The sequence below is a fragment of the Natronorubrum sp. A-ect3 genome, assembly GCF_041821125.1.
Taxonomy (GTDB): domain Archaea; phylum Halobacteriota; class Halobacteria; order Halobacteriales; family Natrialbaceae; genus Natronorubrum; species Natronorubrum bangense.
Genome location: NZ_JBGUBB010000008.1, coordinates 59328 through 84370, shown reverse-complemented (window position 1 = coordinate 84370; position 25043 = coordinate 59328). Strand labels below are relative to the sequence as shown.

The following is a 25043-nucleotide window of genomic DNA, read 5'->3' as shown; positions in this document are numbered from 1 at the left end:
ACTTGAACGATTTCGCTCCCAGACCAGCTGAACCGATCTGCGAGTGCAGCCACTCGATGCTCACTCGTCGGACGGCAACCGGTAGGTCGCGCCGTCGTCCGTATCCTGCACCTCGATCCCCAGTGCCTCGAGTTCGTCGCGGAGCTCGTCGGCACGCTCGTAGTTGCCCGCCCCGCGCTCTTGCTCGCGCACGTCGAGGACGAGGTCGACGACATCGCCCGCTAGCTCCGCGGTGCCAGTCGTCTCGCCGACGAACGAGAGGCCGAGCACCGACCCCAACTCCTCGAGCGTCTCGACGGCCCGTCGGAGGCCGCGGTAGTCGTACTCCTCGCGGTCATCGACATGGGAGTTGATCGCTGTCGCAATCGACAGCAGCGCCGACTGCGCTTCGCGCGTGTTGAAGTCGTCGTTCATCGCGTCGACGAACGACGTTCGGGCCGCATCGACCTCGGCACGGAACGCTTCGGCTTCGACTTTCGTCCGAGCGTCGGGCGAGTCGACTGCCTCGACGGCCGTCTCGTACGCGCGCTCGAGTCGATCCCAGCGCTCCTCGGCTTCGGTGATCGTCTCGTCGGCGTAGAGCTGTTGGCTATTATACGAACCCGCAGTGAGGAACGTTCGCAAGACGTTCGTCCCCCACTTGTCGACGGCCTCGTCGACGGTGACGAAGTTACCCAGACTCGAGGACATCTTCTCGTCGCCCATCTGGAACAGCTCACAGTGGAGCCAGTAGTTGGCAAACTGCTGTCCCGTCGCGGCCTCAGATTGGGCGATTTCGTTTTCGTGGTGGGGAAAGACGAGGTCCCGGCCGCCGACGTGGATGTCGAGCGTCTCGCCGAGATGGGTCATGCTCATCGCCGAGCACTCGATGTGCCAGCCGGGGCGGCCCTCGCCCCATGGCGAGTCCCACGTCTGTCCCGTCGGCATCGAACAGCTGTGGTCGACGCCTTCGTGGCGGTGTTCGACGACCGCGTCTTCGTCGACGCCGCCGGCTTTCCAGAGCGCGAAATCAGCCGGATTGCGCTTTTCGGATCGTTCATCCGGCTCGCCCTGGGACTCGATCTCCTCGAGTTCCTGATTCGAGAGTTTGCCGTACGCCTCGAAGCTGGCGACGTCGAAGTAGACCGAGCCGTTGGATTCGTAGGCGTAGCCGTTCTCGATCAGGGTCTCGACGAGGTCGATGATCTCGGGGACGTGTTCGGAGACGCGCGGGTACACCTCCGCCCGCAAGAGATTGAGTGCGCGCATATCCGAGAGGGTGTGCTCGATATAGGTCTTCGCGACGGCTTCTTCGTCCTCGCCAAGGTCGTCTTCACCCACGCGGGCGACGATCTTCTCGTTAATGTCGGTGAAGTTCTCGACGTGGCGGACGTCATAGCCGATGTACTCGAGCCAGCGGTGCATGACGTCGACGTGGACCCACGAGCGGGCGTGGCCCAGATGTGGCGGATCCGAAACCGTCAGGCCACAGTAGTAGAGGAGAACGTTCTCGGGGTCCTGTGGCTCGAACGGTTCTTTTTCGCCCGTCAACGTGTTGGTCACGTGTAGGGTCATTACGAACGTGTACCTCCGGCCCGCAGTTAAACACTGCCAATCGGTGGTTCGGACTCGAGCGAAGCCCAGTGGCTCCGTCGCAAGCCGATGGGAGCGTGATGTATACGTCGCTGGCACCCGTCGAACGACTGTGACCCACGACCGTATCCACGCCCGTAAACCGACACACGACCTCGACCGGTGGTCGGTCGGCACGATCCAGCGAATCGACACGCAGGATGGACACTGTGTGGTCGCTGTCGAAACCGACGCCGGTGAGACGGTCGAACTCGTCGTCACCCTCGCCATCAGGGAGCTGTTTCTGAGCCGCCTGGAGATCGACAGCCACGAGTCGCCGATCGGTGAACAGGTCTGGTACCGCCAACACGGCGGGCAGGCCTGACGACTCGAACCAGCGCCTTCAGTTTCGGGCGGGGTACTCCACGTCGTCCTCGAGATCGAGTCCCTCGAGAAACGCCACGCCCTGCGTGTGGCCCTGTTCGATCAGTTCCGCGAGGAACTCAGGGTCGCGATCGAGTTTACTCGAGTGGTGATACCCCCGCAACTGAAGACGGCGGATCGTTGTCGTCGTATACTCTGGATGGTCGAAATGGCCGTTCTCGATCCACTCGTTGATCCGTTCGATGGTCCGTAGCTCCTGGTTCAACGAGATGTTGCCCGCGAGTTCGTTTCGTCGGTCGGTGATCTCTGCGAGTCCGGTCGGCACCTCGTCCCTGTCTTGGGGGTTGATCTGGATGACCCACAGCTCCTCGGGCGTTCGCTCGCCAGGCACCGACATGAGGTCTTTTACGGGCGGGTTCTGGGAGAACAGCCCGTCCCAGTGGGCTTCGCCGTTGATCTCGACCGCTTCGAACAGCGTCGGGATCGCCGCGGAGGCGAGCACCGCATCGACGGTGACGTCCTCGTTTGTAAACGTCTCGAAGGCGCCATCAGAGACGTTGACTGTGCCGACGACGAGTTCTGGCTCCTCGTACGCACAGAGGGCCGGCAGCGCGTCGAAGTCGATGTGGCGCTCGAGAATGTCCCTGATTCGCTGTTTGCCCCAGTCGGACCCCGGTGAGTGGTAGGGACTGACCTGTGGCACGCCGACACCCTCGCTCTGGAATCGAGAGACGAGCGAGACCCACTGGTTGAGCACGCCGTCGGGGTAGTCACTTGCCGCCATGTCGGCCCAGATTCCCTCGAGTAGCTCCACTGCGGTTGCTTCGTCGGCGGTGACGAGCCCGTACCACGCCGCGAGAGCGTTGAACGCGCCGCCGGACGTGCCGCTGATCCCGACCAGTTCGAACTCGTTGTCCCAGTCCGCCTCCGAGAGGAGCGCTCGGAGTACGCCGGCCGTAAACGCCGTGTGGCTGCCGCCACCCTGACACGCGATCGCGACCTGTGTCGGTTCGTCGGTCTCTGAATCACTCATACGTGGTCGTGTAGCCGCCGTCGAACAGCAGATCGCCGCCGTTGAGGTGGGTTGCGTGCGTAGAGAAGCCGAAGACGAAGAGGTTCGCGACCTCTGCAGGTGTCATCATCGTCTTGGTGCGTGCGGGCCCAAGCATCACGTCCTCGACGACTTCCGTCTCGGAGAGTCCGCGGCTGGCTGCTGTATCCGCGATTTGGTCGGCCATCAGTGGTGTCAGCACGTAGCCGACGCTGACACTGAAGCCGCGAACGTCGCCGCCACCTTCTGCAGCGATCGACTTCGTCAATCCGTTGAGTGCGTGTTTGGCCGTAATGTACGCGGCCTTGTCCTGTGTCGCGTAGTGGCCGTGGACCGAGGACATGTTCGCAATGGCACCTGTGCCGTCGCCGCTTTCTTCGATGTGTGGCATGGCGTATTTCGAGAGCAAAAACGGCGCCCTGATCATCACCGACGTGAGCAGATCGTACTGTTCGACCGGGAACTCGGCGATCGAATCGATGTGTTGCATGCCGGCGATGTTCGCGACAAAGGCGAGGTCGCCCTCTTCGGCGGCTGCATCGACCACTGCCTTGACGTCGCCGTCGTCGGTCAGATCTGTCGGCACCGAGAGGAATCGGCCCTCGGGATCGAACGACTCGACCGTCGCGGCCGTCTCCTCGAGCCCTGCGCCGTCGATATCGGCACCGACGACGGTCAGGCCGTTGACCGCGAGTGCAACCGCAAGCGCCTCGCCGATTCCCGACGCCGCCCCGGTGACGATGGCGACGGTATCAGGAGTAAACGCCAGGTCCTCGAGCACGAGCAGATCATCCGCAGTCAGCTCTGGTGGTTCCAGTTCGGGGGTCGATGACATCTCTACGACAACACTGTCAGCGACGCTATAAATAGCTTCAGCGTGCACGTGACGTGGGACAGTCGAAACGAACGGGCGAGAACCAGCTACGTCGTCCGAGGGACGCTCTCGAGGGCGTTTTCGACCGCACGGATCGCGTTGGCTCCCTCGAGACGCTTGACGACGACGAGCATCGAGCCATCGGCAACGGCGGCTGCGAGTGGTGTGATCTCCTCGAGCGCGAGGTGCTGCAGGGTGTCAGCGAGTGCGACCGCGTCGACGTCGCCGGTCGCGAGGATGCCCGTCCGGTCACTGCCGTCGGGGCCGAACGCCGTTCCACCAAGCGAAAGCAGCGCCTCGTCCGTTCCGGGCTCGACCGGTCCGATCCCGCTTTTCATCGTGACTCGGACGTCTCGCGACTCGGTTTCGTACGCCGGCGACGCCTCGGCGTAGCGACGCAGCGCCGTTGCGACCGCGTCGGTCTCGCCATTGACCTCGAGAAATCGGGCAGCGGCGGTGTAGTTGACGACGCCCGCTCGTAGCGCCGTGACGAGAAACGGGTGCGACTCGGCGACGCGGCGGGTTTCGGCTGCCAGTGACATACTCCAGAGCGCGGACTGTGTCGGCATAAATTCGACGACCAGCGGCTTCCAGACGTTCGCTGGTCTCTGTAACCGGGACCGCGGCGCTTTTGCCGTGAGCGCCCAACGCTTGCATATGGATCTTTCCGACATCGAAGCCCTCATCGAGACAGAACTCGAGGACGCCGATGCAACGGTCACACACGCACGCGACAAACACGACGACGACCACCTCGCAGCAACAGTCGTCTCACCCGAGTTCGAGGGGATGCCGCTGGTCCAGCAACACCAGGCGGTGTACGACGCCCTCGGCGACCACATGACGACGGATATCCACGCGCTCGAGCTCTCGACGTACACGCCCGACGAGTACGACGACGCCTGATGCGGCCTGCTGTCCCGACCGCCAGAGCGGGGTCGGTGATCGGCAGCACGTGACTCGAGCAGTCCGTATGACCCTCGCTCGATTGGAAGACAGCACTGCCTACCGGAACCGCAGCTTTATCCTTCGGTCCTGATAGGATATTCATATGGAATCGCTTCATCCCCGTATCAGGCTGCTCTGGATCGCACAGATGGCGATCGGAGCGCTTGTTTTCGGCGTCGTCCTCGCTGCCGTCGATCAGTGGTTTATCGACGTTCCGACGGCTGCTATTGCCGGGGTCGTCGCCCTCGTGCTCGGTCTCGGGATCGCGTACGCCGTTCGACTCTACCAGATCTGGACGTTCGAACTCCAGTCGGACGCGCTCTATCTCGAGCGCGGTGTGATCACGCTCGTCGAGACGGCAGTTCCGTTCGTTCGCGTCCAACACGTCGACACGCAGTTTGGGCCTATCGAACGGGCGCTTGGCCTCTCGAGTGTGGTCGTCTACACGGCAGGAACGCGAAACGCCGACGTTCGGATTCCGGGGCTGACTCCTGACCGTGCGCGAGAGCTACAGGATACGCTTCGAGAACTCGCCGTCGAAAGTGAAGCCGACGACGCAGTATAAGCTCGATTATGAACCGACTTCACCCACTCAGCGCGGTCACCTACGCCATCCAGTACGGATTCATGTGGCTGTGGGTCCCGATCGTTCTCGTCCTCGTTCTCGGCGGGATCTTCGACCCAATTAGTCCAGCCTGGACGCCGATCGCCGCACCGATTGGATTCCTCGCCGGCGCGGCCTACGGCATCGTCTACTACTACCGGTTCGAGTACGGGATCACGCCGGATACGTTCGACGTCGCCTCGGGTGTAATCGCCCGCCGCTCACGGGAGATCCCCTACGGCCGAATCCAGAACGTCGACGTCAAACAGGGCGTCTTGCAGCGACTACTCGGCCTTGCTGTCGTGTCGATCGAGACCGCCGGCGGCGGGAACACCGAAGCATCGCTGAACTTCGTCAGCGAGTCCGAGGCAAACCGACTCCAAGAGCAGATTCGCCGACGAACTGCTGAAGTGAAAGATCGCCGCCGCAAACGAGACCGTGACGCGGCGGCCGGCGACCGAACGGAATCGACTCCGAACATCTCATCCGGCGTCGAGGATGAAACCGCTGCCCTCGGAGACGAGACCGAGATACCTCCCGGCGAGGAGGGTCCGGAGTCGACCGTGCTCGACGAATCGGCGACTGAGGAACCACCTCAGGATCGCATCACCGAACCGAGCCGCCCACGCCGACAGCGTCTGTTCGACCTCGAGGCGCGGGAACTCCTGTTGTACTCGTTTACCTCGTTTCGACCCGCTGCCGTGGCAGCCGTCCTGTTCGTCTTCTTCCTTGCGACCGAGCCGATCATCGATCTGTTCGTGACCACCGCTCAGCCGTTTGGTGGCCCGGCAGACCTCGGCGAGGGGACGACAACCAGCTACGGGATCCTGACAGTGGTGTCGGCAATAAACGGGATCCTCATCACGTATCTGTTGAGCGTCGCTTACACGTTTGCGACGTACTACAGCTTTCAGCTCGGTCGCGCAGACGAGGACTTCGTCTACGAGCGGGGGCTACTCCAGCGCTACAGCGGCTCGATACCCGTCGAAAAGGTCCAGTCGGTGACGGTAACTGAAAACCCGCTCCAGCGACTGATCGGCTACGCCGGGCTCTGGGTCGAGACAGCCGGCTACGGTCCCGAAAGCAGCGGCGGCAGCCAGTCGGCCGTTCCACTCGCCAAGAAGGGTCGTGTCCACCGGTTCACTGAAAACCTCACTGACGTCGAGACACCGACGTTTCGTAGCCCGCCGACGATGGCCCGACGGCGATATCTGGCTCGGTACTCGCTGATCGCCGCCGTTGTCGTCGCCGCTGTGTTCGCTATTGCACAGATTACACCGCTCGAGCGCTGGTATTTCGCCGCGGTCGTCTTTGCGGCGGTTCCGCCGGCAGCGCACCTCAAATACGTTCATCTGGGCTATTTTGTCGGTGACGACCATGTGGTCATCCGGCGTGGGTTCTGGAGTCGGCGAACGACAGTGATTCCCTACTACCGGATCCAGACGGTCTCGACACAGCGTTCGATCTTCCAGCGCCGCCTCGGACTGGCCTCGCTGGTCGTCGATACGGCGAGTTCGCGGACGTTCTTCTGGGCGACACCGACGATCTACGACGTCGACCTCGAGGACGCTCGCGAGGTGAACATGACCAGCCGAAAACGGCTCCAATCGGCGTTGCGTGAACGCGCACGCGACGACGATCTCGGACTGTCGGTCGACTTCACCTGAACAGCCCCGCGGGTCTTTCGGTGGGTTTTACCTGACACGCTCCAACGCCTAGCTATGGGTGACGAAGACACGGATTACCGTATCGAGGAGGACAGTCTCGGCGAGATGCAGGTTCCAACGGACGCCTACTGGGGCGCACAGACCCAGCGTGCGATCCAGAACTTCCCGATCTCGGGCATCTCGTTCAGTCGCCGCTTCGTCCGCGCACTCGGTGTCGTCAAAAAGGCCGCCGCACAGGCCAACCGCGACCTCGGCCTGGTCGATGACGACGTCGCGGAAGCCATCATTGAGGCTGCCGACGAGGTCATCGCCGGCGAACACGACGACCAGTTCCCGGTCGACGTTTTCCAGACCGGCTCCGGCACGTCCTCGAACATGAACGCCAACGAGGTCATCGCCAACCGTGCCGCCGAACTCATGGGTGCCGAAATCGGCGACCGCGTCGTCCACCCCAACGACCACGTCAACTACGGTCAGTCCAGTAACGACGTTATCCCGACGGCGATGCACGTCGCCGCCCTCGAGGCCGTCGAGAAAGACGTCATCCCCGCTCTCGACACGCTTCGTGAAGCACTCGAGGCGAAAGAAGACGAGTTCGACGACGTCGTCAAGACCGGCCGCACGCACCTTCAGGACGCGACGCCAGTCACGCTCGGCCAGGAGTTCGGCGGCTACCGGACCCAGATCCAGAAGGGACTTGGCCGCGTCGACAACGTCCGTGATCATCTCTCCGAACTCGCCCTCGGTGGTACCGCGACCGGGACGGGACTCAACACACACGAGGAGTTCCCCGGCCGTGCTGCCGAATACATCACCAAAGAGACCGGCGTCCAGTTCCGCGAGGCCGACAACCACTTCGAGGCCCAGGCTGCCCACGACGCGATGAGCGAGGCCCACGGCGCACTCCGCGTCGTCGCCGGCTCGCTGAACAAGATTGCAAACGACCTTCGACTGCTCGCCTCCGGCCCACGTAACGGTCTGGGCGAGATCGAACAGCCCGAGAACCAGCCCGGCTCGTCGATCATGCCCGGCAAGATCAACCCCGTGATCGCCGAAGCCGTCAACCAGGTCCACAAGCAGGTCGTCGGCAACGATGCCGCCGTTGCCGCCGGCGCTGCCGAGGGTCAGATCGATCTCAACCTCTACAAGCCAGTGCTGGCCCACAACTTCCTCGAGTCCGCCGAACTCATCTCGAACTCGAGTCAGGTCTTCGCCGAACGCTTTGTCGCACCGCTCGAAGCCAACGCCGACTACTGCGCCGACCAGGTCGAGCAGTCGATGGCGATGGCGACGTCGCTGAACGTCCATATCGGCTACGACAAAGCCAGCGAAGTCGCAAAGACCGCGCTCAAAGAGGACAAAACGGTCCGCGAAGTCGTCCTCGAGAAAGGCTACCTCACCGAAGACGAAGCCGACGAGGTGCTCGACCCCCGCAAGATGGCCCAACGCGGCATCCTCGGGCAGGACGACTGACTCGAGTCACTGCTGCGAGACGATCGCTGGACCCCCTCTCCGAACCGGATCGTATCGAGTACGTTACATAGTATCGTGCGATTCAATCACACGAGGTGGGCGTGATCGGATCTGACAGGAAACAACGAATCCGGTTCTGAGTAACTAGCGAATCTACCCCTTCTTTATTCCCTGACTGTTGACGCTAAATCGGCACAGTGGAGCCGAATCAAGCCCGATATCGGCGTAATAAAAGAACCCAAGCAGTTTTGATGGATGCTCGCGTCAGATGAAATATGCACACCTGTCGCAACTGCAACCAGTCCTTCCAGACGGAGCTCGCCCTCGAGTTACACCGAGACACATGCAAAAAGGGACAGCTTTTCTGTCAGGTCTGTGGTGACCGATTCCGGGAAGGCGAGGCAACCCAGGACGGCTGGCACTACGAGTGTCCAACCGAGGGCTGTGAGGGTGATGGACTACAAGAAGACCTGTATCGTGTCGACGACGTACGCACCGCAACACACTGAACCAACTGCCGATCTCGAAACGGCTCTTTCTGCGTTCGACTGCCCGCTGGGACGGACGCGCTCGCTTTCAGATCTCCTAACGGTCCTCCAGGGAGGTGCATGTGACAGCAATGAGTTGTTGGATTGGACACGGAATCGTTCGATATAGCAGTATACGATATATGTGTTCGACCTCGTTCGAACCGGCTGGTACATCGCTGGCCGACAAGCGTTTCGAAACGCTGCCAACGCGGGCCTCGTGGTGCGTTCCCATTGCGATCGGTCACAACGCGTTGAGCGGTCTTGTGACGGCTTTCGGGCCTTCGATCTTTTGATGGTGACCACCGGATTCCCGGACACACGCACAGCGATGAGTCTGTCAGCGACACCGGCGAGTTCGAACGCCTGAAGCAGTCCGTGATGTAGTCCACAGACGATGCGACGCTCCAGTTGGCGGGCGACGAACTCGAGTCACAGATCGACGAGTGCCTCGAGACGTGGGACGGCTTCGTCGATGATCGCGATTTCTTGCAGTACGTTGCAGCAGTCGACACCAACGAACCGATCAACGACTCGCTTGAACGGCCCCGTAAGCGGTTCGGATAGTGGATTCGGGATAGCTGTGACACGGTATACAATAAGACGTGTCTCGACTACCAGTTCGAGATCGGCCACCGACACTATTGGAAAACGAGGCCGACAATATCTCCGCGACACCACACACCCGCTCCCGATGCGTGAACGCGTTCATCGACTCGATCACGGCGACGGCCCGTGAGTTCCGCGAGAACAACGATTTCTCTCGAGCAGCGATCGGCGAAATGTACCATGCTTGGTTCAACTCGGTCGGTCTGCAAGCGACTCTCTGGAGTCCTCCGTACATCGTCGAAGACTGGTGGCCGTCGGGTCGTGTCTTGGCGACCTGCGACCGATGCTTGGTCAACCCACTGACTCGAGCGATGGTCACGATTCGTCAGGCCACAACGATTCACGTGGCGGTCGGACCGATAATTCGAGCTCTATAGTACACCTGAACCGATGTCCACACAGATCGCATCGCTCACTTCGTTCGCTCACGGGTCGTTCCTCCCCGTTCACTTTCCGCGGTTCTCGCTCACGTCGTTCGCTCCGAACCGCGCACGCTCCGAAGCGCACTCCCATCATGTGATCTGGTGTGCACTGACGTTCAGTGACTCCGATAGCTACCCAATCACACAGACTGTGACACAACCTCCAATCTCCTATCAAATAACATACTCGAAGTGGTGTGCTACGGCGATCTGTAGACCCCTCTTTTCGGCCCGTGACCCCTAGGGTCTGGGCATCGAGATCGCCACTCAAATATTGCCGCTTTTGTGTGCTGATTGGCGTCATTCGGTCGGGGACACTCATCGATACAGCACGAGATATTGCAACTGGAAGGCTGTAGAATCTCTTTCATTTCTGATCGGCGATGTGTCCCCTTGACCGATGCTGGCATCGACGTCGGGCCAACTGTTTAGGTTCAAATATAGTCCTACCACCCGGTATTTTGTAGTCCTGTGTAACAATATAATGCACTGTCACCGGCCAGACTGGGGCACTGTAGATCAAAATAAATGCCCTTATTTGTGAATGTAGGATAGATTGAAGTGTCTTCGCTGTGAGCACCAGCGTATGGCCGACGACGATCGTGTCGCTGTGAAGACGTACGTGCCACAGTATCAAAAGGAAATCTGGAAGGCCCAGGCCGACGCCCTCGAGATGAGTCAAAGCGAGTTCATCAGAACGATGGTGCAGGCGGGGCGCCAGGAGTTCGAGATACCATCCGACCAGTCTTCAGCCGGCGCTCCAACCGGCACCGAGTCCGCACCTGATGACGAGTTCGCAGACCGGATTCTCGAGGTACTCGAGCGAAACGGTGTCCTCGGCTGGGATGGCCTCGTCAAGGCACTCATCGACGACGTCGAAGCTGATCTCGACGCGGAGCTACAGCGTTTGCAAGACGAGAACACGATTCGATACAGCGGCCGTGAGGGCGGCTACGTGGTCACCAAGCATGACTGAGAGCCACCAACAGTCGGGGACGGTCGAATACTTCCTGCAGGACATCGAACACCACGGCCGCAACGAGCGCACTGCAGCGGCCTATCAGCGCGTGCTCTCGGAGTATGAGCAGTTCCTCGACGACCGCTTTGATAAGACGCCACCAGCAGCCAGCTACCGGGACTGTATGGCGTGGGTACACGAGCTTCGAACCACACACTCAGAGAGCACAGTCGCGACGTATGCGTCGTATCTCAACCGGTTTTACAGCTATCTCGAGCGGGTTGGCCACACCGAAGAGAATCCGATGACGGTCGTCTTAGAGGAGATGACCGAATCGATCGAGTCGAATCCGACCCGACGTGACGTGACGCTGGCCCAGATGCGGTCGTTCGTCACGGATATTCGCCATCCACTCCATCGAGCGCTCGTGACCACGCTGTTGAAAACCGGGATCCGAGCCGGCGAACTCTGCAACCTCGATCTGGTCGACCTCAATCTCGCACACGACGCCCAGACGTGGCAGCCCCGAGCACATATCGCCGGCCGCCCGGACTCACTGTTTGTCGCCACCGAACACACCTATGGGCGTGAATCCGGCGGCGAGCTGCGGACGGCATCGAACAAACGCAAACGCGAGACCGTCGTCCCGATCGACGAGGAGCTGAAAGCCGTGTTAGTCCGGTGGCTCGCAGTGCGACCGGACACGCCCTCGAGAACGACGACAGGAGCAGCGACAGAGCCACTGTTCGTCGGAACGGCAGACAGCTGGGGTGAGCGACTGACGCCAAACGTCGTCCACCACGTGGTCGAGCAGTACGCACGAGAGCGAGGCTGGTATCGAACCGGCGGCGGCGCTGCCGAGAACGTTACTCCACACTATTTCAGACACTTCTTTACCACGCATCTGCGGGACCGAACAGGCGACCGCGGTATTGTCCAGTATCTTCGCGGGGACGTCGCCAGTGACGTGATCGACACCTACACCCACAACTGGGGCGATCGGGTTCGGGAAACGTATCTCGAGCACATCTACTCACTCTCCGTGTAGTGAGTGTGGTTTTCGCTGTGTTTGGCCCCTATACGTAGGCAGTCACTCGTTCTATAGTCAATATATGTGCCCCCACTCGAGCAAATAAACTCCAGAGTGCTATATCAAAACTGGTTGGGTTCCGTCCGCTCGACACAGCCCCATTCGCGGGCTGTCGGCCGGTTCGGAGTGTCTCGCGAGCGTTTCGACGCCAGTGTCCACTCGGCACGCGGTTTCTGCGTGTGATCAAAAACACGGACCGAGTCTCGAGTTGTCACTCTTCGCTGGCCGTGTCACAAAACTACAGCCGAACCGTTACTGTTCGACCGTGAGCTCCGTCTCGAGGTCGGTACCGTTCAGTAGCGAGCGAACGGCTGTCATCGTCTCGGTCGGCTCTGGTGTACTTTCCAACAGCACCGTCTCGCTGGGGAACAGTTGCTCGCCGAGCAAGAGACCGTGGTCTCGAGCCGTCGATCCAGTCACTGTCAGGTAGACGCCGAGTCCGGTATCAGCGATCGCGGCTTCCTCTTCGCGGCCGTCCTCGGGATACGCAAAGTGGATTCCGTCGAGTGTCTGCGTTCCGAGCACGGCCTGGACGAGTCGTTCGTACCGGGGCTCGATACACAGCGGTCCCTCGTAGGCCTCGAGGAACGGTCGGTCGAGTGAGTCGGCCGCTGGAGCAACGTCGGGCGTTGCCATCAGGGTGTGATAGACCGTGTCGCCAAGCCCCGTAATGACGCGAACGTCAGTATCGGAAGGGTTGATTCGGGCGTTGATGTCTTCGATTCTGCCGAGTGGTTCCGGACGGAGTTCGACGACTTCCTCCAGAATGAGGTCGGCACTGTCGAACCCGAGTGCAAACTCGTGGGTGCGAAGCGCTCGAAACGGTTCCTCGCGACCGATCAACTGAATCGCTGCGCCGTCAGCGACGCCCTCGACGTCATCGAGTGGGATCGTGACGCTATCGAAGACGATTCGCCGAGGCTTGCCGGCACGGTCGTCTCGCAAGAGCGTATACTCCGGTTCGGTCGGATCGTCGACGGAGCTGTACGTGGCGAGACGATGGTAGACGTCGTTTGCAGCCGTATCGTCCTCGGGATCGATCGTTCCCTTGGTGATCGCCTTCTCGTGACGAAGTGTCGACGTGATGTCGTCTGCGAGCTCGGGAACGTCGAGCCGACCGGCGAGCCGGTCGAGTACCGACTCGAGTGGTCGCCCTTTTCGTGGAACTGCGATCGGGATCGTCTCGCCCATCGGCTGGTTGTCGACTGGCGACGGATAAACGAGTTGCGTTTCGGGAACGACGGGTTAGTTCGAGAACATCGAGCCGAGCTGGTCGCGCCACTCCTGGATGTCGGTGACGTCCGCTCGCACGTCTTCGAGGTCGTCCTCGACGTCTTCGAGACTCTCTTCGACGTCCTCGAGGTCGTCCCCGACGTCGTCGACGTCTGCCTCGAGATCGTCAACATCGTCCGCGAGGTCAGTCACGTCGTCTTCGAGGGCTTCGACATCGTCGTCGACAGCTTCGAGATCATCCTCGACGTCATCGAGACGTCCCTCGGTACCGCCAACCCGGTCGTCCATCTCGTCGAGGTCGGCATCGATAGACTCGAGATCTGCCTGCACGTCCTCGATGAGCTGTTTTCCGGTGCCGTTGTCCTCGAGGAACTGCTCGAGCGCGTCAGTGTACGCGGCGACTTCTTCGACTCGAGATTGGAGATGCTCGACTTTCGCGATCTCGGGGCCGGACGGCTCGAGATCGAGTTCCGACCGGAGCAGTTCCCGATCTGCTTCGTCGATCTCGCCGTCGCGAAGCTCCGTTACGAGCTGGTCGAGCACAGAGCCATCGAACGCGGTCGGCTCCGCCGCCGTATCGGCTGCCGGGTCGGCAACTGTTTCGGGATCCGCGTCGTCTTCGAGTGTCTCCGTATCCTCGTCCTCCGATTTGGAGTCTGTGTCGTCTTCGTCTTCGAGTGTCTCCGTATCTTCGTCCTCGGCTTCGGAGTCTGTGTCCTCCTCGAGTGTTTCCACATCCTCGTCCTCCGATTTGGAGTCTGTGTCGTCTTCGTCTTCGAGTGTCTCCACATCCTCGTCCTCAGCTTCGGAGTCTGCGTCTTCCTCGAGTGTCTCCACATCCTCGTCCTCCGCTTCGGAGTCCGCGTCGATTTCAAGATCGATCTCGTCTGTCTCGTCTGTCTCGTCGTCAGTCGCCTCTTCGTCGGGGATATCTAACTCGATCGCTTCCTCGTCGTCCTCGTTTTCGTCGTCGAGTTCGATCTCGAGGTCAGTCGCGTGCTCTTCGTCCTCGTCGTCGGAATCCGGAATCTCGTCCTCGCCGAATCCGAGATCGATGTCCGGTGTGTTGTCGTCAGTCTCGTCGTCATCAACCGGCTCGGGTTCCGTGTCCACGTCGCCGAGATCGAGATCAAGCTCGAGACCGCCGTCGTCCTGATCGTCCTCTTCGGCCGCCTCAGCAGCATCGTCGTCGGTCGTCTCTGTCTCCTCGAGCCCGGGGACGGAGTCCGACTCGCCGGAGATCATGTCCTTGACGGGCTGGTTGCGGTCGTTTTCGACGATGTTACCGATGACGTCGTCGTCGATCGCTTCGGCATCGGAGCCACCCTCTCCATCGGAACTAACTTCGACGATTTCTGGCTCCGTCATGAACGGTTCGGCATCGCTCTCGTCGTCGACACGGATGCCATAGACCGTCACGAGCGTCTCATTCGGCGTTAGTTGGCCGGTAAACTCGACGTGGTTGTCCTGAAAGGCCGTCCAGTTATCGCTGTGGTAGTCGGGATGGAACCCGACTTTGTCCATCGGAAACGATTCTGGAATATCTTCGGAGAGACGAACGGCGACCTGTTCATCGTGGTCCGATTCGATCTCGAAGCGGATCGCAGGAACAGGAAATTCGTCCGCCGTGAACGTCTTCTGGACGGATAATCCATCAGCACTGACCTCGATCACGTCGTCAGTGTCAGCGGTGGTACTCATGAGGCCAACGTTACCACACCATTACTATAAATTGTGCGGACAATCCCACAATCAAGTTATTCGCCGACCGCTACAGGTCGACCCGATCGCCGATCTCGACAAGCTCCAGTCGCTGTGGCGACGTGAAGCTGTTTGCATGGTGATGAAGCGCTTTCGGATCTGCCGTGAGCCCGCGCCACATATCCCAGTGGCTCGGTAGCACTCGCTCGAGTTGCAGGGCGGATGCGGCCTCGACGAGCTGGTTTTCGTCGTTGTACCAGCGGGTTCGTTTCGGCTCTCGCGTCTGTTTGTCGGGAATCTGGCCGACGGTACCGAAGGCGAGCACGCCGAGATCGATGTCGTACGTTTCGCCGATGCGTTCGAACTCGTCGGTCGGCTTCGTATCGCCGCCGTGGAAGAACGTCCCGGCGTCGTGTTCGAAAACGTAGCTAACCGGATGGGTTGCGTCGGGGTCGTTGGCCACCTCGATGTGGACGGTGAACTCGCCGATGTCGGCGGTGTCGCCTTCGCTCACTTCGGCGAACTGGTCGGCCTCGAGGTCCCACTCGTCTTCCCACGCTTCTTCTTCACGAGCGACGGTGAGGCTGTCGTCGGGTGCATAGAAGGTTGCGCCTGTCGACTCGAGGATCGGTGCCTGAGTTGGGCCGTGGACGTGATCCGTGTGTTCGTGGGTCGCGAGGACGGCGTCGGCCTCGGCGACGTCTTCGGGATCGAACGGCACGGGGATCATCCGGACGGTTCGTGGCGGATCGCCCAACCCGAGGTAGGGATCGATGTAGATCGTCGTCCCGTCGGAGCCTTTGAGAACGAAACCGTTACAGCCGAGATACCAGACGGCGACGCCGTCTGGGTCTGCGTCTTCGACGTCGCGAACGAGCCAGTCTCCCCAGTCGCTTTCGATCATATGCGAGGGTGGGAGGAGCGAGTGGGTAAGTGTTATTGTATCCGTTGTCGCGCTATGTGAACGATTACGGGCCGGGGTTACCGTTCGATACTCGATCGGGCGAGTTCTGGAATCAGCTTCGGCGATCGACCACTGGCGTCCGCGTGTGTGCCGTGTTCGGGTGGTTTCTCGAGCCAGCCGGTGTGCAGTACGGGGTGGCCCTCATACGAGACGCGACGTGAAGCGGTGTCGTAGCCGATGAGCCCAGCGTCGTGCAAGTGGGGGAGATGAACGTGTGTCAGCGCCGACCGGACCTGTTCGGTCTGGTCCGTCTCGCTGGCTGCAACCTCACTGGCAAGCGTGTCAACCGAAAGCGGTTGCTGTCGATCCTCGAGGACGGTGATCGCCGTTCGACGTCTGGCGTCGGCGAGTGCCTCGAACAACGCGTCGAGATCAGTTCCGTAATCGGTTGTTTGCCCGGCGATCACGCCCATGAGTTCGGCGTCGTCGAACGCCCAGTGGTCAGTCGCTACGATTCGGTCATCGGTCTCCGTTATGAGGCCAGCGTCGGCCAGCACAGGGAGCAGCCGGTGGTGACAGTCGACGAGCGCACGTTTGCGGTCGTCGTCGGTCACCGTGTCGGTGCCGTCGTCAGCGGTTCTCGAGACGAGTTCGGCAGCGAGTTCCGCTTTCGTGACCCCAGTCGGCGACTGCTCGTGGGCGATCTGGAGGACCTCGCGCCGGGTCTCGTCGGCGAGCGCGCTAAAGAGCCCATCTCGAGCGTGTCTCGGTCGTCCGGAGCCGTCTGGGTTACTCATTGACTACTGCTCTATTCTATCCGGGCAAAAGAACTCGCCCAAACTGGTTTGGAATCAGTAGCTAATTACCGACTAACGACTGAATGTCTTGAACCAATTCGCATTCTTCTGTCACAACTAGCATCTAATTACCCTATCTGGTGAAGATATTCAATTTCGAAGGATAGTCATCTAACCAGTAGTTTCTGTTCGAGAATCAGTTGAGGGTCGCCGACAGGAACAACTGATACGGTCTGCTGTACCGATCACCAGAGACGGGTTCGGTGATCGGCGGTCAGTGACGACAGCAGTCCGTATGAAACGGGTCACACACGCATCGTCGTGTGCGATGTGTGAACCGACGGCCAGTGACTGTGATAATAGATCGGTCGCTGAACAGCCACGATATCCGCACCGGGGATCACGTTCGGTGGCGCTACCAGGTGCCGTGGAACGTATCGAACGAGAGACTATCGAGGGGTTCGTCGCCGACGGCGATTCGGTACTCGCCGGGGGTGAGCATCGGTTTGTGGAACTGCGGGCCGTCGTCGGTCGTGATGCGCGGACAGCCGGTGTTGACGAACGCGTCCATGTCGAAGTTCCGGAGTCGGTCGGGGGTGACTTCGTCCATCGTGATCAGATAGGCGTTGTCGTTGTCGTCGATGATCTCCTGGGCCTGTTCCCAGCGGCCCTGTCCGATCTTGGTACAGAAGATAACACCCCATTTCTCGGCGTCCATCGCCCGGTGGACCGCGCCGTAGCGCTGTTTCAGGAACTTTTCCGTGTCAGCGACGGTGACGACGTTATTGACCGGGTCTGCGATGACGACGTGTTTGTCCGGATGCTCCATCGCCAACCCGAGTGGGTGGAACTTTCCACCGCCGACGTAGAGCACCTGATCTGCGGGCACGTCTGCACTCGCGTAATTGCAGCCAAGCACCTGCCCCTCGTGAGTCAGTCGCTCGTCGCCACGGCGGCTGTGGACCTCATAGCCTCGTTCTTCCAGGAACTCGCGCATCTCCTCGTAGCGGTTCATGTGTTGGGCTGTGGTGACGAGGCCGACTCCTTCGGTTTCCTCGGGCGACTCGAGTGTCTCGAGTGCTTCTTCCATGATCGGCTGGACCTCGACGTTCGAGAACAGCGGCACGTAGATGACTTTGTCCGTGTTCTTCATCGGCGAGTGGCCGAAGTGGACGAACACGTCGGTGCGTTTCATCAGATAGGTGTCCAGATCACAGGCTCCGTAACACGGCTGTCCCGAGAGCATGAACGTCACGTCGTCGCCGGCCAGCTCGCGCAGGTCGTCGGCGACGGCAGGTCCCCGGCGCTTCAACCCTTCGGGGAACTGCAGTCCGACCTTTGTCGCGTCTCGTTCCTCGATTGCGTCGACGATCTGCTCGAGTTCGTAGTCCCATTCGCGATCGTGTTTGAGACGCATTCCGGTGTTCCGGAGGTCTCCCTCGGTGTACTCCGACTCCTGACTCATTGACCGTCCTAACGGCCACGAACGTATAACAGCGGCGCTTCGCCAATTTCGACGAATCGATGTGACTCGGCGGGCCACCGGTGGCCAGTTTCGCCCTCGCTCGTGGGTCGGCCGTCAGCGGACGCCGACCATGGACGCGTGGACCTGGGTCACACAACGGCAACCCGAGTGTGTTGGCGTTCGGTCAGGTCTGTTTCGTAGACAGTCACAATTGTCCCAACAGTCATAGTACTGGAGTCTAAACGAGGGGCTAATGTCAGCGGAACAGCCTGCAGACGGGTATCTCTTCGACCTCTACCGTCGATACATCGGCGAACCAGAAGACCGGACTGACGTCTACGTCGGGTTTGGTCTGTTCCTCGGCGGGATCGGCCTCGCGATCGTTGCGCTGGTGCTCTTTCTCTGGAGTAGCACGTTCGAGGCCCGCAGCGTCGCCCACGTGACGTGGGCCGAGCCGGCGTACGCGATCGTCATGATTGCGTTGCCGCTGTTGATGCTCGGAATTGTGGTTCTGTTGCCGTCGGAACGTCGGGTGCTGTACGCCTCGATCGCCGGCGTCACGATCACGTTCGCGGCCGTCGCCGGGTTCCTCTATGCCTACCCTGACGACTGGAACGGCTACGGGAACGATTACACGGCAGAAGTCGTCGCAGTGTACGCCGTGGGACTCGCCGGAATCACTGCCTCGACCGGTGCGGCACTGATCGCTCACTACCTCGATATGGCCCGTGCCGTCACCCAGATCGACGACGACAGTGAGGACGATGAAGACGACGAGCCCGATTTCGACGTCCAGCAGGATATCGACGACGCGATGGAAGACGTCGAACTCTCCTGGGGTGGCGTCGAGAAAACCGAACACAAACGACTCAGCTTCTCCGAAAACGAGTTCGACGACGTCTCAGTCAACACTGACGGCGCGGCGAAGACGACCCGCTCGACCGGCGTCGACGCACAGGTCGCCGGCCTCAAGGGATTGAAAGGCGGCGAGACGAAACAGACAACCTCGCAATCGACGGTCGACGATCAGACGGCAAAGCTCAAAGAACTCCGTGAACAACAGCGCATCGACGAGTTGGCGACAGCCGATGACGACAGCTCATCAACGCCGCTTTCGGGCCTGCTCGAGCGGCTCCGCGATCTCGTTAGCCGAAAGTAATCCCGTTCGCAGACGATTAAAATAGTCCGTTCCGTCATTAGTTTTGAGATGTGGGTATTCCACATAGATTTATAATCCGTCGGTTGCCTTGCCCAACTATGGCCAAAGGCCTAGACGTTGGGACGATGAACATCCTGTCTGCACAACAGGATGGCAACGACACGGTTTTCGTGCAACAGCGCAACTCCTTCGTAGAGATCGAGTACTCGGATATGGCCGAGCAGATGCTCTCGCGAAGCGAAGTACTTCACATTCGCAAGGACGATAAGGTGTACGTCGTCGGTGACGACGCACTCAACTTTGCGAACATTTTCAACAAGGAAACCCGCCGCCCGATGAAACACGGGATCCTCTCGAACGACGAGAAGAGCGCGATTCCGATGATGAAACTCATCATCGAACAGGTCGTCGGCGAACCTGCCTATCCGGACGAGAAGCTCTACTTCTCCTCCCCTGCAGATCCGATCGATTCGGATCTCTCGACGTTGTATCACCAGAAGACGATCGAGTCGTTCCTCGACGACATGGGATACGACGCCGAACCGATCAACGAAGGGATGTCCGTCATCTACAGCGAACTCGCGGACAACAACTTCACCGGACTCGGCATCAGCTTCGGTGCCGGGATGACGAACGTCTGTCTGTCCTACTACGCAGTGCCCGTCATGAAGTTCTCCGTCGCCCGCGGTGGCGACTGGGTCGACGAACAGGCCGCCCGTGCGACGGGGACGCCAGTCGACAAGGTGACCTCGATCAAAGAAGACGACTTCGAACTCGACTTTACGACCGACGTCGGCGGCGTCGAAGGGGCGCTCTCGATTTATTACGAGAACCTGCTCGACTACGTCATCGACAAGATCGTTCAGGAAGTCGACGAGGAAGACGTCGAGGAAGGTCTCGACGTGCCCGTCGTCGTCACCGGCGGCACCTCGAGTCCAAGCGGCTTCGAGGCGCTGTTCCGTGACCATCTCAGCGACGCGAACATTCCGTTCTCGATCAGCGGCGTCTCCCACGCCAACGAGCCACTCTACAGCGTGGCACGTGGTGGCCTCGTCGCTGCCCGATCCGACGAGGACGTCGACCACGACAGCGACGACGAAGAAGTCGAAGCGGCCGCTGCAAACGAGTAAGCTCGAGAGATTCTCCGTGGACGTCCACTGTGACGTTCGCGGTTTACGATACTGCAGCCTTCAGTGCTCAGTGGCGTCTTCACGACCGACGTTGTCTTCATAAAACCGGTTGAACGCGTCCCGCCAGGATTCGGGCTCGTCGTCCTCGCTGACGTGATCGACGGGAACGTCCGCGAACGAACAGTGTGGACACGTCACTGTCGAGACGTCACCCAGCGAGAGTTCCTCGAGCGAGCCCTGACACCGTGGACACTCCATACCCATCTGTTAGACGGACTCTTCTTAACTCTATTCGAACTTGTCATGTCCACAGAACACCGCGGTTGACGGACAGTCGCGAGCGTGAGATGTGAACCCGACGGAGCTATGACACTCGAGGCAAAACCCCGTCACAATGGCCGGACCGTCGCGACGAACCCTCGCTCGAGCGCTCGAAACGCTCGCGGACTTTGCTGACCCAACTGCGGCGCTCGAGCAGTATCTCACGCCGCCGGAGATCGCTGCGCATATCTGTCATCAGGCGCGCCTGCAGGACGACCTCGAGGGCTGGGTCGTCGATCTCGGCACTGGAACAGGAATGTTGGCGATCGCAGCCTCGCTTGCAGGCGCCAGGCAGGTGGTCGGCCTCGACATCGACCCTGACGCACTCGCTGTGGCCCGAGAGAACGCTGCACGGATCGATGAGGCGGGCAAACACGGCTGTCTCGAGTGGCTCCGCGGTGATGCCACCCGACCACCGCTCTCGTTGACTGACGCGACTGTCGTCTCGAACCCGCCGTTTGGCGCACAGCGTGGCAATCGCCACGCCGACCGCGAGTTTCTCGAGACGACGCGTTCGATCGCGAGCGTCTCTTATACGATTCACAACGAGGGGAGTCAGGAATTCGTCGAGTCGTTCGCCGACGACGAAGGCGGCGAGGTGACACACGCATTTCGGGCCGAGTTTCCGATCGCGAACCGATTCGAGTTCCACACCGAAGCCGAGGAGACGCTCGAGGCGGAAGTGTTCCGGATCGAGTGGGAGTAAGATCGTCGATTTTCCGATCTGCTGGCGTCTCCACACGCCGAGCGCAGGCATGTAATGGACGGCTCACGGGCGCTGGTTACCCCTCGAGGTGTTCGATGCGCGCGTACCGACTGGCCCGCCAGCCGGTGACGACGGCGACGACCGTCCCGACGACGATCGCCAGCACCAGGCCGACACCGTAGACCTCGAGTGGCGTCTGCAAGAGTGCCTCAAAGCCGATGACCGACGCGGCGAGGTAGTTGAGCGCCATCGCGAGGATGGGTGTCGCTGCAAGCCCGACGATCCCACCAACGAGGCCGATGACGAGTCCCTGGACGCCGATCGTTCCCGCGAGCACCCACCTGGAGAGCCCGATTGCCCGGAGTGCGGCGAGTTCGTCCCGTTGCTGGTAGGCCACGAGGGCAAACAGATTGACTGTCAACACGACGCCACCAACGAGAGCGAGGCCGACCAGCGTCGCCCCGCTGGCGAGCACGAGCGGTTGCTCTTCGAACATCGCACTGACCTGCTCGTCGCTGGTACGGACGTCGTAGGCCGCATACTCGTCGTCGAGATCGTCTCCGACGGCGTCTCGATCGGCACCGTCTTCGACACTTGCGGTGATGAACGTCGCTCGATCCGTCCCAGCGGTTCCAGCGACGGCCTGGAGGTCAGTCAGCGGGACGGCTTCTGCGTCTGACCCGAGATACTGTGAGTAGTACGCAGCGATCCCGACGACAGTGAACTCGTGGTCGCGTGCTGTCTCACGACTGGTCCCAAGATAGACCGTGTCACCGACCGAGACGTCGAGTGTCTCGGCCGTGTTGGGATCGAGGACGATCTCCTCGTGTGTCGGCTCGGCGGCACGTTCGCTCTCGAGGTGGTCGCCTTCCGAGGCGTTCAGTTCGGTTTCGAACCCGCCGCCGGACTCGAAGTCAAAGTCGTCGTGGGTTTCGTGGACACCGACTGCTGATGTCCGCTCGAGATCGTCGCCGTCGGTCCCGATGTAGACGTCGTGCATCGCAATCGGCGAGGCGGAGCTGACGTCATCACGCTCGGTGATGTCTGCCGAAACACCGTGCGAGCCGACGATCGGGTTCGCCGTTCCGCTGGCGGAGGGATCGATCGGATCACTCGAGATCCAGATATCCCGGTTGGCGTTTTCGAGGCCGTCTTCGCCCGTCTCGACGACGCCGACACCGAGGCTGGCGAGTAGCGTCACCGAGAGCACGGCGAGTGTCACAGCCATGATCGTGAGTGCGGTCCGACCGGGGGTGCGCCGGAGCTGTGCGGAGGCGAGGCCGACGACGGCTCGCGCTCGGACCGCGGCTCGCCGCAGACTCATCGCCCCACCTCCTCGAGGACGGACGTGCGAGCAGCGACCGCGAGTGGGTAGGGGACGGCGACGAGTCCTGAAATGAGTGCGACGACGATGGCGTAGGGAACGAACACCGGGTGGACCTGCGCGACGGCCCCTGGGGCGACGGTCGCGCTGGCAGCCATGTTGACGGCATGGATGCCGCCCACGCCGAGGACGATTCCCAGCAGCGCCCCACACAGCGTCGTGATGAGCGTCGACACCGCGATGATCACGAGCCGACTGTGTGTGGGGTAGCCGACCGACTCGAGGACGGCGAGGGTTCGGCGATCTTCGTTGACGGTCATCCCCGCGGTCGTTGCGACGAACGATGCACAGATCGCCACGCCGACGACCAGCGCAAGCAGGCTCGTCGCGAGCGCCAGCCCGTCACCGAACAGTGAGGACGGGTCGGTCCCGCCGACGGTTTCGACTGCAGCATCGGGGTACGTCTCGTCGGCAGCAGCCGTCGCTGCGTCGGGCTCACCCCAGACCAGTATGTGATCGGCGAGCTGGCCACCGTCAGCGCCAGCGATCGTCTGTAGTTCGCTCAGGTGAACGAGTGCGATCGGCGTCGAATCCTCGTCATCGCCGCTCGTCTCGACGGTGGTTGCAGTAAACGACGGTGCTGGTCGCTCGTCTGAACGGTGTGGCCCCGTGACGGTGAGATTCGAATCTGTGTCGGCCTCGAGACGCTCGCCAGCAGCGTCAGAGAGTACGATCGCGTCCTCTCGCGGGCCGTCGTAGGAGCCGTTCGCGTAGTGCGGGTCGCCTGACTCGAGTGTCTCCGTCGAGAGCCCGCCGATGGTCCGTGGTTCCTCGTCGGGGACGATGCCGACGAGCAGGACGGTCTGTGGCTCGCCGTCTGCTGACTCGAGTTGGACCGGTTCGACGAGAACCGGTGATGCGTGCTCGACGCCGTCTTGTTCGCGGATCGTTTCGGCGCGCTCGTTCGTCGCTCCGAGCCGTGGTCCTTCGACGCCGTCGACAGCCGACAGCGTCGCACTCTCTTCGGGAGTGATCCGGATGTCGGCATCGTCATCGGTAACTGCACCGCCGTCGGCAAGCCCCAGCGCGACGCCTGTGACGACCACCAGTAGTGCGATCGTCAACGCGACGGCACCGACCGTTGCGACGAGCCGTCTAGACCGCGTCTGTGCCAGTCGTTTCCACAGTCTGACGATCGAGATACCGATGAGTCCACGCCAGCGAGTGCGGCGTGATCCGGTCGAATCCGCGTCGAACGCGTCGTCACGTGCCATCCGTGACCACCCGTCCATCGCGCAATCCGACCACGCGGTCGGCGACTGACAGCGTCGCCTCGTCGTGTGAGGCAACCAGGACGGCCCGGTTGCGGCCGATGTCGGTCAGCAGTTCGAGCACATCCGCGCCGGTTGCCGTGTCGAGTTCGCCCGTCGGTTCGTCGGCAACGATAACGTCTGGATCAGTCACGAGCGCCCGCGCGATTGCGACTCGCTGGCGTTCGCCACCACTGAGTTCGCCCGGCAGATGGCCCGTTCGATCAGCGAGCCCGACCTTCTCGAGCAACGTCTCGGCGCGCTCGCGTCGCGTCGCTCTTGGAACGCCCGCCTGAACGAGGGGTAACGCGACGTTCGCTCGTGCCGACAGCGACGGCAAGAGATGAAACCGCTGGAAGACGATCCCGATATGCTGTCGTCGCAGCCGCGTTCGCTCCCGATCCGAGCGGGCGGTGAGATCGGTCCCAAGCAGTTCGACAGCGCCCGCAGTCGGGACCAACAGCCCGGTGACCGTGTGCAAAATCGTCGACTTGCCGCTGCCGCTTGGGCCTTTGAGACCAACGATATCGCCCTGTTGTACCTCGATAGAGACGTCCCGAAGTGCCATCACCGTTCGGTCGCCATCCGATCGAGTACGGCCACCACTCGAGCCGTACTCGTGGCTGACGGCCTCGAGGCGAACGGCTGGTGTCGACGCGATATCGGCAGTTGGCTGGCCATCCGTGCCGGTCGCCCGCTCCAGTGTGTGGTTGCTCATCTGTCCGAAGTTCAACTCGCTCGAATCGATGCCACAGCCGGACATTGTTTCTCTCCGGCTTCCCACAGCAAGGACGGGGTTAACTCCGTGTCCAGTGTGCAACGAACTGGTTTGCAG

General features: G+C 61.1%; 25 protein-coding genes. 12 read left to right on the top strand and 13 right to left on the bottom strand.

Features of this window, described 5'->3' with window-relative positions; translation table 11 throughout:
* Positions 1 to 60: 60 nt before the first annotated feature.
* Complete coding sequence (gene cysS, locus ACERJA_RS17520; protein WP_373609526.1) at positions 61 to 1554, bottom strand: cysteine--tRNA ligase; 1494 nt, start codon at positions 1552 to 1554, stop codon at positions 61 to 63.
* A gap of 130 nt (positions 1555 to 1684) precedes the next feature.
* Here cysS and ACERJA_RS17515 point away from each other — a divergent pair, with 130 nt between their 5' ends.
* On the top strand, positions 1685 to 1936 hold the full coding sequence (locus ACERJA_RS17515; protein WP_373609525.1) for a hypothetical protein: 252 nt from the start codon (positions 1685 to 1687) through the stop codon (positions 1934 to 1936).
* An 18-nt stretch (positions 1937 to 1954) separates the two neighbouring features.
* Here the strand turns inward: ACERJA_RS17515 and ACERJA_RS17510 are convergent, their stop codons facing one another.
* The 3 genes from ACERJA_RS17510 to ACERJA_RS17500 form a co-directional block, all read right to left on the bottom strand.
* Positions 1955 to 2968: a patatin-like phospholipase family protein gene (locus ACERJA_RS17510; RefSeq protein WP_373609524.1), complete on the bottom strand. Its 1014-nt coding sequence runs from the start codon at positions 2966 to 2968 to the stop codon at positions 1955 to 1957.
* Positions 2961 to 3821, bottom strand: coding sequence for an SDR family oxidoreductase (locus ACERJA_RS17505; RefSeq protein ID WP_373609523.1), 861 nt, complete (start codon positions 3819 to 3821; stop codon positions 2961 to 2963). Before ACERJA_RS17505 ends, ACERJA_RS17510 begins: the two co-directional genes overlap by 8 nt.
* A gap of 86 nt (positions 3822 to 3907) precedes the next feature.
* Positions 3908 to 4429, bottom strand: a complete 522-nt coding sequence (locus ACERJA_RS17500; protein ID WP_373609522.1) for a hypothetical protein — start codon at positions 4427 to 4429, stop codon at positions 3908 to 3910.
* Between the two features lie 88 nt (positions 4430 to 4517).
* On the opposite strand from ACERJA_RS17500, the gene ACERJA_RS17495 reads away from it, so the two are divergent.
* The 8 genes from ACERJA_RS17495 to ACERJA_RS17460 all read left to right on the top strand — a co-directional run bounded on the left by ACERJA_RS17495 (position 4518) and on the right by ACERJA_RS17460 (position 12116).
* Positions 4518 to 4766: a BolA family protein gene (locus ACERJA_RS17495; protein ID WP_373609521.1), complete on the top strand. Its 249-nt coding sequence runs from the start codon at positions 4518 to 4520 to the stop codon at positions 4764 to 4766.
* 145 nt (positions 4767 to 4911) lie between these two features.
* Complete coding sequence (locus ACERJA_RS17490) at positions 4912 to 5373, top strand: PH domain-containing protein (RefSeq protein ID WP_006067548.1); 462 nt, start codon at positions 4912 to 4914, stop codon at positions 5371 to 5373.
* A gap of 8 nt (positions 5374 to 5381) precedes the next feature.
* Complete coding sequence (locus tag ACERJA_RS17485) at positions 5382 to 7079, top strand: PH domain-containing protein (RefSeq protein ID WP_373609520.1); 1698 nt, start codon at positions 5382 to 5384, stop codon at positions 7077 to 7079.
* A 54-nt stretch (positions 7080 to 7133) separates the two neighbouring features.
* Positions 7134 to 8552 carry a class II fumarate hydratase gene (locus tag ACERJA_RS17480; protein WP_373609519.1) on the top strand — a complete coding sequence of 473 codons (1419 nt, stop codon included), beginning with the start codon at positions 7134 to 7136 and terminating at the stop codon, positions 8550 to 8552.
* A 275-nt stretch (positions 8553 to 8827) separates the two neighbouring features.
* Complete coding sequence (locus ACERJA_RS17475; RefSeq protein WP_006067551.1) at positions 8828 to 9061, top strand: hypothetical protein; 234 nt, start codon at positions 8828 to 8830, stop codon at positions 9059 to 9061.
* A 429-nt stretch (positions 9062 to 9490) separates the two neighbouring features.
* Positions 9491 to 9646, top strand: coding sequence for a hypothetical protein (locus ACERJA_RS17470; protein WP_373609518.1), 156 nt, complete (start codon positions 9491 to 9493; stop codon positions 9644 to 9646).
* Between the two features lie 1050 nt (positions 9647 to 10696).
* Positions 10697 to 11086, top strand: a complete 390-nt coding sequence (locus ACERJA_RS17465; protein WP_373609517.1) for a DUF5805 domain-containing protein — start codon at positions 10697 to 10699, stop codon at positions 11084 to 11086.
* Positions 11079 to 12116, top strand: a complete 1038-nt coding sequence (locus ACERJA_RS17460) for a tyrosine-type recombinase/integrase (protein ID WP_373609516.1) — start codon at positions 11079 to 11081, stop codon at positions 12114 to 12116. The genes ACERJA_RS17465 and ACERJA_RS17460 overlap by 8 nt, the downstream gene beginning before the upstream one ends.
* A gap of 294 nt (positions 12117 to 12410) precedes the next feature.
* On the opposite strand, the gene ACERJA_RS17455 is transcribed toward ACERJA_RS17460, so the two are convergent.
* The 5 genes from ACERJA_RS17455 to dph2 all read right to left on the bottom strand — a co-directional run bounded on the left by ACERJA_RS17455 (position 12411) and on the right by dph2 (position 18258).
* Positions 12411 to 13349: a hypothetical protein gene (locus ACERJA_RS17455; protein ID WP_373609515.1), complete on the bottom strand. Its 939-nt coding sequence runs from the start codon at positions 13347 to 13349 to the stop codon at positions 12411 to 12413.
* A 54-nt stretch (positions 13350 to 13403) separates the two neighbouring features.
* On the bottom strand, positions 13404 to 15092 hold the full coding sequence (locus ACERJA_RS17450; protein WP_373609514.1) for an AAA family ATPase: 1689 nt from the start codon (positions 15090 to 15092) through the stop codon (positions 13404 to 13406).
* Between the two features lie 70 nt (positions 15093 to 15162).
* Positions 15163 to 15996, bottom strand: a complete 834-nt coding sequence (locus ACERJA_RS17445) for an MBL fold metallo-hydrolase (protein WP_373609513.1) — start codon at positions 15994 to 15996, stop codon at positions 15163 to 15165.
* A 77-nt stretch (positions 15997 to 16073) separates the two neighbouring features.
* On the bottom strand, positions 16074 to 16793 hold the full coding sequence (locus ACERJA_RS17440) for a hypothetical protein (protein ID WP_373609512.1): 720 nt from the start codon (positions 16791 to 16793) through the stop codon (positions 16074 to 16076).
* Positions 16794 to 17208: 415 nt separating this feature from the next.
* Complete coding sequence (dph2, locus tag ACERJA_RS17435; RefSeq protein ID WP_373609511.1) at positions 17209 to 18258, bottom strand: diphthamide biosynthesis enzyme Dph2; 1050 nt, start codon at positions 18256 to 18258, stop codon at positions 17209 to 17211.
* A 253-nt stretch (positions 18259 to 18511) separates the two neighbouring features.
* Between dph2 and ACERJA_RS17430 the strand changes: the two genes are divergently transcribed.
* Entirely contained in the window at positions 18512 to 19417 is a 906-nt protein-coding gene (locus ACERJA_RS17430; RefSeq protein WP_373609510.1) for a permease, read from the top strand.
* 98 nt (positions 19418 to 19515) lie between these two features.
* A complete protein-coding gene (locus ACERJA_RS17425) occupies positions 19516 to 20547 on the top strand; it encodes a hypothetical protein (protein WP_373609509.1) in 1032 nt (343 codons plus the stop codon).
* Between the two features lie 60 nt (positions 20548 to 20607).
* Here the strand turns inward: ACERJA_RS17425 and ACERJA_RS17420 are convergent, their stop codons facing one another.
* Positions 20608 to 20805, bottom strand: a complete 198-nt coding sequence (locus tag ACERJA_RS17420) for a zf-TFIIB domain-containing protein (RefSeq protein ID WP_373609508.1) — start codon at positions 20803 to 20805, stop codon at positions 20608 to 20610.
* Between the two features lie 136 nt (positions 20806 to 20941).
* On the opposite strand from ACERJA_RS17420, the gene ACERJA_RS17415 reads away from it, so the two are divergent.
* Positions 20942 to 21574: an METTL5 family protein gene (locus tag ACERJA_RS17415; protein ID WP_373609507.1), complete on the top strand. Its 633-nt coding sequence runs from the start codon at positions 20942 to 20944 to the stop codon at positions 21572 to 21574.
* A 76-nt stretch (positions 21575 to 21650) separates the two neighbouring features.
* Here ACERJA_RS17415 and ACERJA_RS17410 read toward each other — a convergent pair whose 3' ends face one another.
* From ACERJA_RS17410 to ACERJA_RS17400, 3 genes are read right to left on the bottom strand one after another with little or no spacing between them, the layout of a single operon-like run.
* The gene (locus tag ACERJA_RS17410) at positions 21651 to 22898 is read right to left on the bottom strand and encodes an ABC transporter permease (RefSeq protein ID WP_373609506.1); all 1248 of its coding nucleotides are present in this window, start codon (positions 22896 to 22898) and stop codon (positions 21651 to 21653) included.
* On the bottom strand, positions 22895 to 24172 hold the full coding sequence (locus ACERJA_RS17405) for an ABC transporter permease (protein ID WP_373609505.1): 1278 nt from the start codon (positions 24170 to 24172) through the stop codon (positions 22895 to 22897). Before ACERJA_RS17405 ends, ACERJA_RS17410 begins: the two co-directional genes overlap by 4 nt.
* Positions 24162 to 24926 (bottom strand): ABC transporter ATP-binding protein, encoded by a 765-nt coding sequence (locus ACERJA_RS17400; RefSeq protein ID WP_373609504.1) that lies wholly within the window; start codon positions 24924 to 24926, stop codon positions 24162 to 24164. The genes ACERJA_RS17405 and ACERJA_RS17400 overlap by 11 nt, the downstream gene beginning before the upstream one ends.
* Between the last annotated feature and the right edge of the window lie 117 nt (positions 24927 to 25043).

Excerpts from the sequence above, each read along its gene's own strand:
- ACERJA_RS17455 (WP_373609515.1), bottom strand. The coding sequence starts at position 13,349 with ATGGGCGAGACGATCCCGATCGCAGTTCCACGAAAAGGGCGACCACTC.
- ACERJA_RS17450 (WP_373609514.1), bottom strand. The coding sequence starts at position 15,092 with ATGAGTACCACCGCTGACACTGACGACGTGATCGAGGTCAGTGCTGAT.
- ACERJA_RS17500 (WP_373609522.1), bottom strand. The coding sequence starts at position 4,429 with ATGCCGACACAGTCCGCGCTCTGGAGTATGTCACTGGCAGCCGAAACC.
- ACERJA_RS17400 (WP_373609504.1), bottom strand. The coding sequence starts at position 24,926 with ATGAGCAACCACACACTGGAGCGGGCGACCGGCACGGATGGCCAGCCA.
- ACERJA_RS17420 (WP_373609508.1), bottom strand. The coding sequence starts at position 20,805 with ATGGAGTGTCCACGGTGTCAGGGCTCGCTCGAGGAACTCTCGCTGGGT.
- ACERJA_RS17405 (WP_373609505.1), bottom strand. The coding sequence starts at position 24,172 with ATGGCACGTGACGACGCGTTCGACGCGGATTCGACCGGATCACGCCGC.
- cysS (WP_373609526.1), bottom strand. The coding sequence starts at position 1,554 with ATGACCCTACACGTGACCAACACGTTGACGGGCGAAAAAGAACCGTTC.
- ACERJA_RS17415 (WP_373609507.1), top strand. The coding sequence starts at position 20,942 with ATGGCCGGACCGTCGCGACGAACCCTCGCTCGAGCGCTCGAAACGCTC.
- ACERJA_RS17505 (WP_373609523.1), bottom strand. The coding sequence starts at position 3,821 with ATGTCATCGACCCCCGAACTGGAACCACCAGAGCTGACTGCGGATGAT.
- ACERJA_RS17440 (WP_373609512.1), bottom strand. The coding sequence starts at position 16,793 with ATGAGTAACCCAGACGGCTCCGGACGACCGAGACACGCTCGAGATGGG.
- ACERJA_RS17485 (WP_373609520.1), top strand. The coding sequence starts at position 5,382 with ATGAACCGACTTCACCCACTCAGCGCGGTCACCTACGCCATCCAGTAC.
- ACERJA_RS17430 (WP_373609510.1), top strand. The coding sequence starts at position 18,512 with ATGTCAGCGGAACAGCCTGCAGACGGGTATCTCTTCGACCTCTACCGT.
- ACERJA_RS17475 (WP_006067551.1), top strand. The coding sequence starts at position 8,828 with ATGCACACCTGTCGCAACTGCAACCAGTCCTTCCAGACGGAGCTCGCC.
- ACERJA_RS17495 (WP_373609521.1), top strand. The coding sequence starts at position 4,518 with ATGGATCTTTCCGACATCGAAGCCCTCATCGAGACAGAACTCGAGGAC.
- dph2 (WP_373609511.1), bottom strand. The coding sequence starts at position 18,258 with ATGAGTCAGGAGTCGGAGTACACCGAGGGAGACCTCCGGAACACCGGA.
- ACERJA_RS17425 (WP_373609509.1), top strand. The coding sequence starts at position 19,516 with ATGGCCAAAGGCCTAGACGTTGGGACGATGAACATCCTGTCTGCACAA.
- ACERJA_RS17510 (WP_373609524.1), bottom strand. The coding sequence starts at position 2,968 with ATGAGTGATTCAGAGACCGACGAACCGACACAGGTCGCGATCGCGTGT.
- ACERJA_RS17490 (WP_006067548.1), top strand. The coding sequence starts at position 4,912 with ATGGAATCGCTTCATCCCCGTATCAGGCTGCTCTGGATCGCACAGATG.
- ACERJA_RS17480 (WP_373609519.1), top strand. The coding sequence starts at position 7,134 with ATGGGTGACGAAGACACGGATTACCGTATCGAGGAGGACAGTCTCGGC.
- ACERJA_RS17410 (WP_373609506.1), bottom strand. The coding sequence starts at position 22,898 with ATGAGTCTGCGGCGAGCCGCGGTCCGAGCGCGAGCCGTCGTCGGCCTC.
- ACERJA_RS17465 (WP_373609517.1), top strand. The coding sequence starts at position 10,697 with ATGGCCGACGACGATCGTGTCGCTGTGAAGACGTACGTGCCACAGTAT.
- ACERJA_RS17445 (WP_373609513.1), bottom strand. The coding sequence starts at position 15,996 with ATGATCGAAAGCGACTGGGGAGACTGGCTCGTTCGCGACGTCGAAGAC.
- ACERJA_RS17460 (WP_373609516.1), top strand. The coding sequence starts at position 11,079 with ATGACTGAGAGCCACCAACAGTCGGGGACGGTCGAATACTTCCTGCAG.